Genomic DNA, 12,370 nt, shown 5'->3' with positions numbered 1-12,370 from the left:
GCGTACAAGTAGTACGTGACTGGGGTGCATGAGTGCAGCCAACAAAGAGGCAGCTTGAAGGATGAAGTGTAATAAGGAACAACGATGCGACAGAAAGTAATTATTGCCACAGCGTTTGCCACCCTTGTCTCCACCAGCACTTTCGCTGCCGACCTGCCGGGCAAAGGCATCACCGTACAGCCAATCCAGAGCACTATCTCTGAAGAATCCTTCCAGACGCAGTTAGTCGCCCGTGCGCTGGAGAAACTGGGTTACACCGTTAACAAAACCAGCGAAGTTGACTACAACGTCGGCTATACCTCCATTGCCTCTGGCGATGCAACTTTTACCGCCGTGAACTGGCAGCCGCTGCATGATGATATGTACGCCGCTGCGGGCGGAGACAAAAAGTTTTATCGCGAGGGGGTATTCGTTACGGGTGCCGCACAGGGTTATCTGATCGACAAGAAAACCGCTGAGCAATATAAAATCACCAATATCGCCCAGTTAAAAGATCCGAAGATCGCCAAAATCTTTGACACCAACGGTGACGGAAAAGCCGATATGATGGGCTGTTCACCGGGCTGGGGCTGTGAAGCAGTAATCAACCACCAGAACAAAGCTTTCGATCTGGAAAAAACCGTCGAGGTCAGCCACGGTAACTATGCGGCGATGATGGCCGACACCATTACCCGCTTCAAAGAAGGTAAACCCATTCTTTACTACACCTGGACACCGTACTGGGTGAGCGACGTAATGAAACCTGGTAAAGATGTGGTCTGGCTGCAGGTGCCGTTCTCTTCCCTGCCAGGCGAGCAGAAAGATATTGATACCAAACTGCCAAACGGCGCCAACTACGGCTTCCCGGTGAACACTATGCATATTGTCGCCAATAAAGCCTGGGCGGAGAAAAACCCGGCTGCGGCGAAACTGTTTGCCATCATGAAGCTGCCGCTGGCGGATATCAACGCGCAGAACGCAATGATGCACGACGGGAAAGCGTCTGAAGCCGACGTACAGGGTCACGTTGACGGCTGGATCAAAGCCCACCAGCAACAGTTTGACGGCTGGGTGAACGAAGCGCTGGCCGCGCAGAAATAACCCACTCGCAGGCCTGATGAGTGTAGCGCCATCAGGCCTGTAACCGCATAAATGCCGGATGGTGGCGCGATGCACCTAATCCGGCCTATCCTCCTTCCCCCAATCGCACAATCCATCACTCAACAAATCAGCAACATTTAATCACTTCCGTTATGATTGTTTTCTGCAACCCATTACTCAGTTGAAAACAATGACGAAAACTACTCAGGGACTTAGCCCTTCGCTGATCCTGTTAATGTCTATTGCCACCGGCCTCGCCGTCGCCAGTAACTATTATGCGCAGCCGCTGCTCGACACCATCGCGCGCAACTTTTCGCTATCTGCCAGTACTGCAGGGTTTATCGTCACTGCGGCCCAGCTCGGCTACGCCGCCGGCCTGCTGTTCTTAGTGCCGCTCGGCGATATGTTTGAACGTCGGATGCTGATTGTCTCCATGACGTTGCTCGCGGCTGGCGGCATGCTGATCACCGCCAGCAGCCAGTCGCTGGGTATGCTGATTCTCGGCACCGCTCTGACCGGGTTGTTCTCGGTAGTGGCACAGATTTTGGTTCCGCTGGCGGCAACGCTTGCCACACCGGACAAGCGCGGGAAGGTTGTCGGCACGATTATGAGCGGCCTGCTGCTGGGTATTCTGCTGGCGCGCACCGTGGCGGGATTACTGGCGAATCTTGGCGGCTGGCGCACCGTATTTTGGGTCGCATCAGTATTAATGGCGCTGATGGCGGTTGCGCTGTGGCGCGGCCTGCCGAAAATGAAATCCGATACTCATCTTAACTATCCTCAGCTGTTAGGCTCGGTATTCAGCCTGTTTATTCACGATAAATTGCTGCGTACCCGCGCGATGCTGGGCTGCCTGACTTTTGCCAATTTCAGTATCCTGTGGACCTCGATGGCGTTTTTGCTCGCCGCGCCGCCGTTTAACTATTCGGAAGGAATGATTGGTCTGTTCGGTCTGGCGGGTGCCGCAGGGGCGTTAGGCGCACGTCCTGCAGGCGGTTTTGCCGATAAAGGTAAATCCCACCTGACCACAACCATAGGACTGCTATTACTGCTGCTCTCCTGGCTTGCTATTTGGCTTGGGCACGCTTCAGTCCCCATGCTGATTATCGGTATTCTGGTGTTGGACCTCACCGTTCAGGGAGTACACATCACCAACCAGACGGTTATCTATCGCATTCATCCGGATGCGCGTAATCGCCTGACCGCCGGATACATGACCAGCTATTTTATTGGCGGAGCGGCAGGTTCGCTGATTTCAGCCTCCGCCTGGCAGCATGCTGGTTGGGCTGGCGTTTGTCTGGCGGGTACGACCGTTGCCGTACTCAACCTGGTGGTCTGGTGGCGAGGTTTTCACCGTCAGGAAGCCGTAAATTAAGCGTATAGTGCATGTTTACCGCTGATTGGGCTCCACAGGGTGTTAAGGAGCCCATCAGTCTGCTAAGGTTATAACTCATTGAGCCAAGTTATATTAATTTCGGTAATGAAACCTATAACCCTATGGAAAGCCCTGTACCCCAGTCTGAATCCTGTTCGGCAACGTTAACGGAAGGATTCAAAGACAGCCTACCAATAGTCATCAGCTATATTCCGGTCGCTTTTGCATTTGGTCTCAATGCCACTCGCCTTGGCTTTACGCCGGTTGAAAGCGTCTTTTTCTCCTGCATTATCTATGCGGGAGCCAGCCAGTTTGTCATTACCACCATGCTCGCTGCGGGCAGTTCGCTGTGGGTCGCCGCCCTTACCGTCATGGCCATGGATGTCCGCCATGTTTTGTACGGCCCTTCCCTGCGCAGCCGAATAGCCCAGCGACTGAGTAAACCCAAAAGTGCACTCTGGGCTTTTGGCCTTACCGATGAAGTCTTTGCCGCCGCAACGGCAAAACTGGTCCGGGATAATCGGCGCTGGAGTGAAAACTGGATGATCGGCATCGCACTGTGCTCCTGGGCCTCCTGGGTGTTTGGTACGGTGATCGGCGCGTTTTCCGGCAGTGGTTTACTCAAGGATTACCCGGCGGTTGAAGCGGCACTGGGATTCATGCTCCCGGCGCTGTTTATGAGCTTCCTGCTCGCGTCATTCCAACGTAAACAAGCGCTCTGCGTGACTGCCTCCCTGGCCGGGGCGCTGGCTGGCGTCATGCTGTTTTCCATACCTGCCGCTATCCTTGCAGGTATTGTCTGCGGATGCCTGACGGCGCTCATCCAGTCATTTTGGCAGGGAGGTCCTGATGAGCTATGAGGTTCTGCTACTTGGCCTGTTGGTCGGCTGCGTTAATTACTGTTTTCGCTATTTGCCACTCCGTCTTGGGGTAGGCAATGTTCGCCCGACGAAGCGCGGCGCGACGGGCATACTACTCGACACTATTGGCATTGCATCTATTTGCGCCCTGCTGGTGGTGTCTACCGCACCAGAAGTTATGCACGACGCTCGTCGGTTCGTGCCTACGCTGGTGGGGTTTGTCATACTGGGCGCAAGCTTCTATAAGACCCGCAGCATCATCATTCCAACGTTACTGAGTGCTCTGGGCTATGGATTAGCCTGGAAAATGCTTGTTGGCTTATAGATAAAAACAATCATTTTAAAGAAATAATACATTTACTTTATTTGTCACTGTCGTTACTATATCGGCTGAAATTAATGAGGTTATACCCAAATGGATAGTTCGTTTACGCCCATTGAACAAATGCTAAAATTTCGCGCCAGCCGCTACGAAGAGTTCCCTTATCAGGAAGTGCTTCTGACTCGCCTCTGTATGCACATGCAGGGTAAGTTGCTGGAAAACCGCAATAAGATGCTGAAAGCTCAAGGGATTAACGAGACATTGTTTATGGCGTTGATTACGCTGGAGTCTCAGGAAAACCACAGTATTCAGCCTTCTGAACTGAGTTGCGCGCTTGGCTCGTCACGCACTAACGCTACCCGCATTGCGGATGAGTTAGAAAAACGTGGCTGGATCGAACGTCGTGAAAGCGATAACGATCGCCGCTGTCTGCATCTGCAATTGACCGAGAAAGGCCATGCTTTTTTGCAAGAGGTGTTACCGCCTCAGCATAACTGCCTGCATCAGCTCTGGTCGTCTCTTAGCACCACCGAAAAAGATCAGCTTGAGCAAATTACCCGTAAACTTCTGACCCGTCTTGATCAGATGGAGCAGGATGGCGCGGTGTTAGAAGCGCTGCGCTAACGCGCTGACTCGCTCAGAAATCCAGATTTATAAATGAAAAAACCGACAGGCCAGCACGCATACTGCTGGCCTGTCTGATAAACAGGTCGGCTCAGCCGATGTGAAAAAAATAAGATCGTGGAGAACAACATGAGCGCAAATGCGGAGACTCAAACCCCGCAGCAACCGGTCAAGAAGAATGGCAAACGTAAAAGTATGCTACTCCTTCTGACCTTGCTCTTTATTATCATTGCCGTGGCATATGGGATTTATTGGTTTTTAGTACTTCGTCATGTCGAAGAGACAGACGATGCGTACGTGGCAGGGAACCAGGTTCAAATCATGGCTCAGGTATCAGGCAGCGTGACGAAAGTCTGGGCTGATAACACTGACTTTGTAAAACAAGGCGATGTGCTGGTCACCCTCGACCAGACAGACGCAAAGCAGGCATTTGAAAAAGCCAAAACTGCGCTGGCTTCCAGCGTGCGTCAGACGCACCAGTTGATGATCAACAGCAAGCAGTTACAGGCAAGTATTGAAGTGCAGAAAACCGCACTGGCGCAGGCACAAAGCGACTTTAATCGCCGAGTTCCGCTGGGTAATGCCAACCTGATTGGCCGCGAAGAGCTGCAACACGCTCGTGATGCCGTCGCCAGCGCTCAGGCCCAGCTTGATGTCGCGATCCAACAATATAATGCTAACCAGGCGATGATTCTGGGTAGCAAGCTGGAAGATCAGCCCGCTGTGCAACAGGCTGCCACCGAAGTGCGCAATGCCTGGCTGGCGCTGGAACGTACCAGAATTGTCAGCCCAATGACCGGTTATGTATCCCGTCGCGCCGTACAGCCTGGTGCACAAATTAGCCCAACCACGCCGCTGATGGCGGTTGTTCCGGCCACTAACCTGTGGGTAGATGCCAACTTCAAAGAAACACAGCTCGCACACATGCGTATCGGCCAACCGGCGACCGTTATCAGCGATATTTACGGCGATGACGTAAAATATACCGGTAAAGTTGTCGGTCTCGATATGGGTACGGGCAGCGCCTTCTCCCTGCTGCCGGCGCAAAACGCAACCGGCAACTGGATCAAAGTCGTCCAGCGTCTGCCGGTACGTATCGAACTGGATGCGCAGCAACTGGCACAGCATCCATTACGTATTGGTTTGTCTACGCTGGTTACGGTAGATACCTCAAATCGTGACGGACAAATTCTGGCAAGCCAGGTTCGTACCACGCCGGTATCAGAAAGTAATGCACGTGAAATCAACCTTGCTCCGGTCAATAAGATGATCGAAGAGATCGTGCGGGCCAACGCGGGCTAATTCAAAGGTGCGTGTGATGCAACAGCAAAAACCGCTGGAAGGCGCGCAGCTCGTCATTATGACGATCGCGCTGTCCCTGGCGACATTCATGCAGGTGCTGGACTCCACCATTGCTAACGTGGCGATCCCCACTATCGCCGGGAACCTCGGCTCTTCACTGAGCCAGGGAACCTGGGTGATCACCTCATTCGGGGTGGCGAACGCTATCTCTATTCCGATCACCGGCTGGCTGGCAAAACGCTTTGGCGAAGTAAGACTCTTTATGTGGTCAACTATCGCCTTCGTCATTGCGTCATGGGCATGCGGGATGTCCACCAGCCTGAACATGCTGATTTTCTTCCGCGTAATTCAGGGTATTGTCGCCGGTCCATTAATTCCGCTGTCACAGAGCCTGTTGCTGAATAACTATCCACCCGCCAAGCGTTCCATCGCCCTCGCGCTATGGTCGATGACGGTGATTGTTGCCCCGATATGTGGTCCTATTCTTGGGGGCTATATCAGCGACAACTATCACTGGGGCTGGATATTTTTTATCAACGTGCCTATCGGGGCTGTGGTGGTATTGATGACACTGCAAACCCTGCGCGGTCGGGAAACCAAAACCGAGCAGCGGCGCATTGACGCCATTGGTCTGGCACTGCTGGTCATCGGTATCGGCAGTTTGCAGATTATGCTCGACCGCGGCAAAGAGCTGGACTGGTTCGCCTCGCAGGAGATTATCATCCTGACGGTGGTCGCCGTTGTCGCTATCAGCTTCCTGATCGTCTGGGAGCTTACCGACGAGCACCCCATTGTCGATCTCTCGCTGTTTAAGTCGCGCAACTTTACCATCGGCTGTCTGTGTATCAGTCTGGCCTATATGCTCTACTTCGGCGCAATCGTACTGTTGCCGCAGCTGTTGCAGGAGGTATACGGCTATACGGCAACCTGGGCTGGTCTGGCGTCAGCGCCGGTTGGGGTGATTCCGGTGATCCTGTCTCCGATTATCGGCCGCTTCGCGCACAAGCTGGATATGCGTCGGCTGGTAACATTCAGTTTTATTATGTACGCCGTCTGTTTCTACTGGCGTGCGTGGACGTTCGAGCCGGGTATGGACTTTGGCGCATCGGCCTGGCCGCAGTTTATTCAGGGGTTCGCGGTAGCCTGCTTCTTTATGCCGTTAACCACCATTACGTTGTCCGGCTTACCGCCAGAGCGTCTGGCGGCGGCATCCAGCTTGTCGAACTTTACGCGAACGCTGGCAGGTTCCATTGGCACATCGATTACGACGACAATGTGGACAAACCGCGAGTCGCTGCACCATGCTCAGCTAACGGAATCTGTTAACCCCTACAACCCAAATGCACAGGCTATGTACGATAAGCTGCAAGATTTAGGGATGACGCACCAGCAGGCTTCAGGTTGGATAGCTCAGCAGATCACCAATCAGGGGCTGATTATTTCCGCTAACGAAATCTTCTGGATGTCGGCGGGGATCTTCCTGGTCCTGCTTGGCCTGGTGTGGTTCGCCAAACCGCCCTTCGGTGCGGGCGGCGGCGGCGGTGGCGCACACTAGCTATCTGATAAAAGGGATCTGCGGATCCCTTTTTTATTAGACCTACAATCAGAAGTAATATTTGAATCTCAGACGCCCGCCGTAACGCGCATCTTCGCTGTTATCACCATTATTCGGATTGGCCTCTACCCATGAAGCATAGGCACCGAGGTAGATGTTAAAGTTTTTCATATCCATCACATTGGGGAATAAATATGAGGCATGAATAGTGTGAATGTCATAATTGCCGGGATCGGTGATCCAGCAATCGTCCTCACAAACGGCATCGATATTGGTAGCATTGAAGGCTTCGATTTTGTTATGCGCATAGATATAACCCAGTTCAAATCGATGCCACAACGCATTCACCCCAGCGGTAAAATCTGTCTCATCGGTCGCATCCATATAGGCGGTATTCAGGTTAATCACTGCGCCATCTTCCGGGTCCGTTTTTTGACCATTCCAGGTCATGGTAAAACCATAGCCCGTACGATCTGACTGATCGATCCACGTCCCATTTTGGTAATAACCGTAGGCGTTGTTAACGACGTTACTTTCCATCGCTATCGCCGTTGAAAAACGCCCGTTTTGCCAGGCGATAACCGGACGGACGTAAACCACGTTTTTATCGTTGGTTAAATCCATTCCGTGGTACTGCTTCTCGGTATATAACGTACTGCCATTTTCCAGCAATGTGTTAACTTCGAAATACCAGTTGTCGATGGTTTTGCTCAGCAGGAAGTTACCCCCGCTGTCGCTACGTCCCCGTCCTTCTTTCATCATATAGATGTAGCCGTAACCGTCACTGTAGAGATCGTTCGCTGTATTCCCCGAATATTCAACAAACGTATCCTGATTCAGCGGGAACATATCGTAGGCTTCAAAACGACCAACCTTAATTTTCCAGTCATTCTCACGACCAAAGAAGAAAACGGCATCATCGAGGTTCATTTTTCCGGTCAGGTCCGCCAGAGGCTGTACCGAGAACCCTGCAAAATTACCGTTGTCCCGCCGCTGGTAGCCATCAAAGCCCAGCAACAGGCGTCCGTTAATATCCCAGCGTTCATTGGTTCCTGGTGCCCAATCTTTATTCGCTGACGTTCTCGTCGATGTCAGGCTACCGGAACGGCTTGCCGCATCCATATTAAATTCGACATCGCCATAGAACTTAATATCGCTGAAGCCAGATAATGTCAGCTTAGGCGGAGTTTCACCTGCTGCAATCGGCTCGGCAGACTGGACATTCACCGTCGGCGTAGCAGCGACCTGCTGCTGCTTCAGCGAGCGAATTTGTGCCTCGGCATCGGATGCCCGTTTTTCGGCATTAACAACACGTTGCTCTAGTTCAGCCAGACGCTGCTCAATAGTGATATTATTTGCTGCCCAAAGGTTATGAGAAAAGCAAGCACCGATCATCAGCGCCAAATATTTAGCCTTCATTTTCATCCCTAAAGTTTAATGTATACCAGATAAGATTTGATAAAAACCCTATCTACCGGCTATTAAAAGAGTCTTGTTATTACCCGGATATCTGGCGCATTCCATTATGTTTTTCTATTAATTATTTATGTTTTTTAGTTTATGTGATCAATACACTCTGGCATCGTTATTTATCCGCCTCTTTCTGCTTGCCAGATCACACTTTATTATTTAACAGGTCAGGCATCATTTAAATTAAAATGTATTCTCGCAGCAAATATAATAAACACACATTATATTAAGCAATAAAAAACCCCGGACATAAACCGGGGTTAATTTAAATACTGGAACAGCTAATCAATAAGACTAAATATGCAGTTCCTGCAGTTTCTCTTTAGGTAGCGCCAGCTCTTCATTGCTGTTCACGCGTACATCACGCTCCAGAATATGACGCGCGATATCCTGTGCTTCGCTAAGAGAGTGCATCTGATACGTACCGCACTGGTAAACGTTCAGCTCCGGGATCTGGTTCTGATCCTGTACTTTCAGCACGTCTGCCATTGCCGCTTTCCACGCGTCGGCTACGCGCTGTTCGTCCGGCGTACCAATCAGGCTCATGTAGAAGCCGGTACGGCATCCCATCGGAGAGATATCGATAATCTCAACGCCGTTACCGTTAAGGTGGTTACGCATAAAACCTGCAAACAGGTGTTCCAGCGTATGGATACCTTTCTCAGGCATCACTTCTTTGTTCGGAATGCAGAAACGCAGATCAAACACGGTGATTGCGTCGCCATGCGGGGTGTTCATCGTTTTTGCAACCCGGACCGCGGGAGCTTCCATCCGGGTGTGATCGACAGTAAAACTATCTAACAACGGCATTTAGCCACCTCCGATAAATTTTTTAAAAATAATCTGAACTCTTTGTTCCGGGGCGAGTCTGAGTATATGAAAGACGCGCATTTGTTATCATCATCCCTGTTTTCAGAGATGAAATTTTGGCCACTCCCGAGTGGCCTTTTTCTTTTGTATCAAGCGTGCTTTTCCAGCCACACGCTAAACGGCTCAGTATCAGCCGCTTCGATCTCCTGCTGACGACGCTTTGAAGCCTCGGTTTCAGCAATAAATTCAGCTTCCTGCACTATTTCTAACGGCTCTTCACGCAGCAGATTTCGGTAAGCCTCACCCAACGCTTTGCCCGTACCGCCAATGCCTTCATCAATCATAGACCGTAGGATCCGGGCAGAGAAAGTCAGTTCAGGATTGTCAAAACAGGCAACCAGTTCATCACAGACCTTCTGATACTCCTCTCCCCCATCGATGCTGTCCAGCGTTTGTGCCACGCGTTTCAGATCGCGGAACAAATCTTTCCCAACCTTCGGCAGCGGGAACTGGGCTGTTTCACAGCCAATACCTAACGTCAGCCCAGGCTTACGCCCTTCGAGAATCACGCGATTCCAGTTTTTACGCGTACACAGCAATTCATCGCTGCTCATTTCCGGGGCATCAGCCAGCGCACACCAGACCATAAACAGATCGAGGAAGCGCACCTGCTGCTCGTCCACGCCGATAGGCGAGAACGGGTTGATATCCAGCGAGCGTACTTCGATGTACTCGATACCGCCACGCAGAAGCGCATCTGATGGCGTTTCTCCACGACGAGTGACGCGTTTCGGGCGAATAGGCGCATACAGCTCATTTTCAATCTGCAGAACATTGCTGTTAATTTGCAGACGCTTACCGTCTTTCTCCAGACCGATCGCCGCGTACTCCTCGGAAGGCGTCTTAATCGCGCGCTTTAATCCTGCCACATACTCATGCAAATCGTTAAACGTAATTCCGAGATTGCTTTGCGACTTATTGGTATAGCCCAAATCACTCAGACGCAGCGACGTTGCGTACGGCAGGTAATACATCCCACAGTCGGTTTTTTCAAACGGCAGAGTTGTTGGTTTTCCTTGCAGGAATGAGGAACAAATGGCCGGGGAGGCACCAAACAAATACGGAATCACCCAACCAAAACGGTAGTAGTTGCGGATCAGACGGAAGTAGCCCGCGGAGATTTTCTCTTTAGCATCCTCACCTTCGGTTACACCGCATTTCGCCTGCCAGAAAGCCATAGGCAGCGAGAAGTTGTAGTGTACGCCCGAGATTGTCTGCATCAACGCGCCATAGCGGTTTTTGAGGCCTTCACGGTACAGCGTCTTCAGGCGACCGGTATTCGACGAACCATACTGCGCCAGTTCGATATCCTGACCTTCGGCAATATAGCAAGGCATGCTCAACGGCCACATACGCTCGTCGCCAAGATTTCTGGCGGTATAACGATGTAAGTCGCGCATGAACGTGAGCATTTTCTCAATGTCGTCACCGGGTGGAGTAATGAACTCCAGCAATGCTTCGGCAAAGTCAGTGGTTATCCACTTATGCGTTAGCGCTGAGCCTAACACCTCAGGATGGCCTGTCGTTGCTAATGACCCATCTGCATTAACACGCAGCGTTTCGCGCTCCAGACCACGTTGAATCCCCTTTAACGCCTGAGGATGGTTTTCCAGCCAGGCCAGCGCCTGTGATACGTCCGGGATCAAATTGACCTCCCGCCTGTCAAAATCGTTTTAATTAGCATAATGGTATTGGTTACCCTGAAGGCTATCCCACAACACAATTAGTGCCACCACATAATGCCTTGTGTCGTAACCGCTGCGACAACAACATAGCGCAGCGCCTTGCCAAGGCATAAGAAAAAGAGAACTGGGCCCCACGAGATGCGCATCCACCCGGCTAACAGGCACAGCAAATCCCCCACAACCGGCATCCAGCTTAATAATAGTGTGACAGCGCCATAGCGCCGCAGCCAGCCTGTGGCTTTTTCTTGCCAGCGCGATGTTTTACGCAATGGAAAGAAACGCCCAAGGATAACGTTAGTTAACCCTCCAAGGCTATTACCCATTGTTGCTGTTAAGACTAAGACCCAGGGATGACTGACCCCGGAAACCAACAAAGCAACCAGAACAACTTCAGAATTGCCGGGTAATAGCGTGGCACTGAGAAAACTGCTGGCAAACAGTGACAGGAGCGACAGTCCATCACTCACAATAACCGGACATCCACGGCATCCATTCCCGCGGCATGCGCCGCCTGTATTCCAAAATCGGCATCTTCAAACACGACGCAACGAGCCGGAACAACCCCCATACGTTCGGCACAAAGCAAAAACGTATCAGGAGCCGGTTTATGGTGTTGTACGTGATCGGCTGCGACTACAGCATCAAAATAGCGACGCAGACCAAGGTGAGCGAGCAGCGCTTCTGCAATTGCGCTTTCACTACCCGTACCTACCGACATAGGACGACGACCATGCCAGGCTTTCACAACATCAACCAACGGCAAAGGCTGGACGCTATCCAGCAGCATGCTTCTCACCTTGTCGGTTTTTTCACGTGCCAGTGCATGAGGATCAAGATCGGCATGGTTCAATTCAATTACCGACTGCGCAATACGCCACGTTGGGGAACCATTGAGAGCGACCATGGCATGTTCATCAAACCGTAGTCCATAATGCCCCAATACCTCATGCCACGCCTTACGATGCGTAGGCTCGGTATCCAGGATGGTACCATCCATATCAAAAATCAAACCCGCATAACGTTCGTACATCGTCTTCTCACAAGCCGAGTGACCAGACGTTATTTTATCGTAATTGATTGATTTTGTCGCTGACAGCGAATTGAGGGGTGTTCAGAGAGTATGTGGAAATGATTTAGAGGGAGGGACAAGATGGTGCATCCGGGAGGATTCGAACCTCCGACCGCTCGGTTCGTAGCCGAGTACTCTATCCAGCTGAGCTACGGATG

12 protein-coding genes are annotated in these 12,370 nt (G+C 51.5%); 7 read left to right on the top strand and 5 right to left on the bottom strand.

The genetic code is table 11. The annotated features are described in order from the left end of the window. Window positions 1–84 precede the first annotated feature (84 nt). The 7 genes from proX (at window position 85) to emrB (ending at window position 7,118) form a co-directional block, all read left to right on the top strand. The gene (gene proX, locus OGX90_RS03915) at window positions 85–1,080 is read left to right on the top strand and encodes a glycine betaine/L-proline ABC transporter substrate-binding protein ProX (protein WP_003825976.1); all 996 of its coding nucleotides are present in this window, start codon (window positions 85–87) and stop codon (window positions 1,078–1,080) included. 190 nt (window positions 1,081–1,270) lie between these two features. Beyond that, window positions 1,271–2,455: an MFS transporter gene (locus OGX90_RS03910; RefSeq protein WP_071445458.1), complete on the top strand. Its 1,185-nt coding sequence runs from the start codon at window positions 1,271–1,273 to the stop codon at window positions 2,453–2,455. Window positions 2,456–2,577: 122 nt separating this feature from the next. Further along, the gene (locus OGX90_RS03905) at window positions 2,578–3,315 is read left to right on the top strand and encodes an AzlC family ABC transporter permease (RefSeq protein ID WP_003825971.1); all 738 of its coding nucleotides are present in this window, start codon (window positions 2,578–2,580) and stop codon (window positions 3,313–3,315) included. Further along, window positions 3,305–3,640 carry an L-valine transporter subunit YgaH gene (gene ygaH / locus OGX90_RS03900; protein WP_003825969.1) on the top strand — a complete coding sequence of 112 codons (336 nt, stop codon included), beginning with the start codon at window positions 3,305–3,307 and terminating at the stop codon, window positions 3,638–3,640. Before OGX90_RS03905 ends, ygaH begins: the two co-directional genes overlap by 11 nt. A gap of 90 nt (window positions 3,641–3,730) precedes the next feature. Continuing rightward, window positions 3,731–4,261, top strand: a complete 531-nt coding sequence (gene emrR / locus OGX90_RS03895; protein WP_003037300.1) for a multidrug efflux transporter EmrAB transcriptional repressor EmrR — start codon at window positions 3,731–3,733, stop codon at window positions 4,259–4,261. A gap of 129 nt (window positions 4,262–4,390) precedes the next feature. Then, the gene (gene emrA, locus OGX90_RS03890; protein WP_003825968.1) at window positions 4,391–5,563 is read left to right on the top strand and encodes a multidrug efflux MFS transporter periplasmic adaptor subunit EmrA; all 1,173 of its coding nucleotides are present in this window, start codon (window positions 4,391–4,393) and stop codon (window positions 5,561–5,563) included. Window positions 5,564–5,579: 16 nt separating this feature from the next. Continuing rightward, on the top strand, window positions 5,580–7,118 hold the full coding sequence (gene emrB, locus OGX90_RS03885) for a multidrug efflux MFS transporter permease subunit EmrB (RefSeq protein WP_003825966.1): 1,539 nt from the start codon (window positions 5,580–5,582) through the stop codon (window positions 7,116–7,118). Window positions 7,119–7,166: 48 nt separating this feature from the next. On the opposite strand, the gene OGX90_RS03880 is transcribed toward emrB, so the two are convergent. From OGX90_RS03880 to yqaB, 5 genes are all read right to left on the bottom strand, one after another. Beyond that, window positions 7,167–8,537: a carbohydrate porin gene (locus OGX90_RS03880; RefSeq protein ID WP_286623186.1), complete on the bottom strand. Its 1,371-nt coding sequence runs from the start codon at window positions 8,535–8,537 to the stop codon at window positions 7,167–7,169. Between the two features lie 345 nt (window positions 8,538–8,882). Further along, entirely contained in the window at window positions 8,883–9,398 is a 516-nt protein-coding gene (luxS, locus tag OGX90_RS03875; RefSeq protein ID WP_003037312.1) for an S-ribosylhomocysteine lyase, read from the bottom strand. A gap of 149 nt (window positions 9,399–9,547) precedes the next feature. Continuing rightward, the gene (gene gshA / locus OGX90_RS03870) at window positions 9,548–11,104 is read right to left on the bottom strand and encodes a glutamate--cysteine ligase (RefSeq protein WP_008785615.1); all 1,557 of its coding nucleotides are present in this window, start codon (window positions 11,102–11,104) and stop codon (window positions 9,548–9,550) included. Between the two features lie 77 nt (window positions 11,105–11,181). Beyond that, window positions 11,182–11,610 (bottom strand): YqaA family protein, encoded by a 429-nt coding sequence (locus OGX90_RS03865; RefSeq protein WP_003825961.1) that lies wholly within the window; start codon window positions 11,608–11,610, stop codon window positions 11,182–11,184. Beyond that, window positions 11,607–12,173, bottom strand: a complete 567-nt coding sequence (gene yqaB / locus OGX90_RS03860) for a fructose-1-phosphate/6-phosphogluconate phosphatase (protein ID WP_003825960.1) — start codon at window positions 12,171–12,173, stop codon at window positions 11,607–11,609. The genes OGX90_RS03865 and yqaB overlap by 4 nt, the downstream gene beginning before the upstream one ends. Window positions 12,174–12,370 lie beyond the last annotated feature (197 nt).

It is taken from the genome of Citrobacter sp. Cpo012, from assembly GCF_030333015.1.
Classification (GTDB): domain Bacteria; phylum Pseudomonadota; class Gammaproteobacteria; order Enterobacterales; family Enterobacteriaceae; genus Citrobacter; species Citrobacter portucalensis.
This window is presented reverse-complemented; position numbering and strand designations above follow the sequence as displayed.

Excerpts from the sequence above, each read along its gene's own strand:
- proX (WP_003825976.1), top strand. The coding sequence starts at position 85 with ATGCGACAGAAAGTAATTATTGCCACAGCGTTTGCCACCCTTGTCTCC.
- OGX90_RS03910 (WP_071445458.1), top strand. The coding sequence starts at position 1,271 with ATGACGAAAACTACTCAGGGACTTAGCCCTTCGCTGATCCTGTTAATG.
- OGX90_RS03905 (WP_003825971.1), top strand. The coding sequence starts at position 2,578 with ATGGAAAGCCCTGTACCCCAGTCTGAATCCTGTTCGGCAACGTTAACG.
- ygaH (WP_003825969.1), top strand. The coding sequence starts at position 3,305 with ATGAGCTATGAGGTTCTGCTACTTGGCCTGTTGGTCGGCTGCGTTAAT.
- emrR (WP_003037300.1), top strand. The coding sequence starts at position 3,731 with ATGGATAGTTCGTTTACGCCCATTGAACAAATGCTAAAATTTCGCGCC.
- emrA (WP_003825968.1), top strand. The coding sequence starts at position 4,391 with ATGAGCGCAAATGCGGAGACTCAAACCCCGCAGCAACCGGTCAAGAAG.
- emrB (WP_003825966.1), top strand. The coding sequence starts at position 5,580 with ATGCAACAGCAAAAACCGCTGGAAGGCGCGCAGCTCGTCATTATGACG.
- OGX90_RS03880 (WP_286623186.1), bottom strand. The coding sequence starts at position 8,537 with ATGAAGGCTAAATATTTGGCGCTGATGATCGGTGCTTGCTTTTCTCAT.
- luxS (WP_003037312.1), bottom strand. The coding sequence starts at position 9,398 with ATGCCGTTGTTAGATAGTTTTACTGTCGATCACACCCGGATGGAAGCT.
- yqaB (WP_003825960.1), bottom strand. The coding sequence starts at position 12,173 with ATGTACGAACGTTATGCGGGTTTGATTTTTGATATGGATGGTACCATC.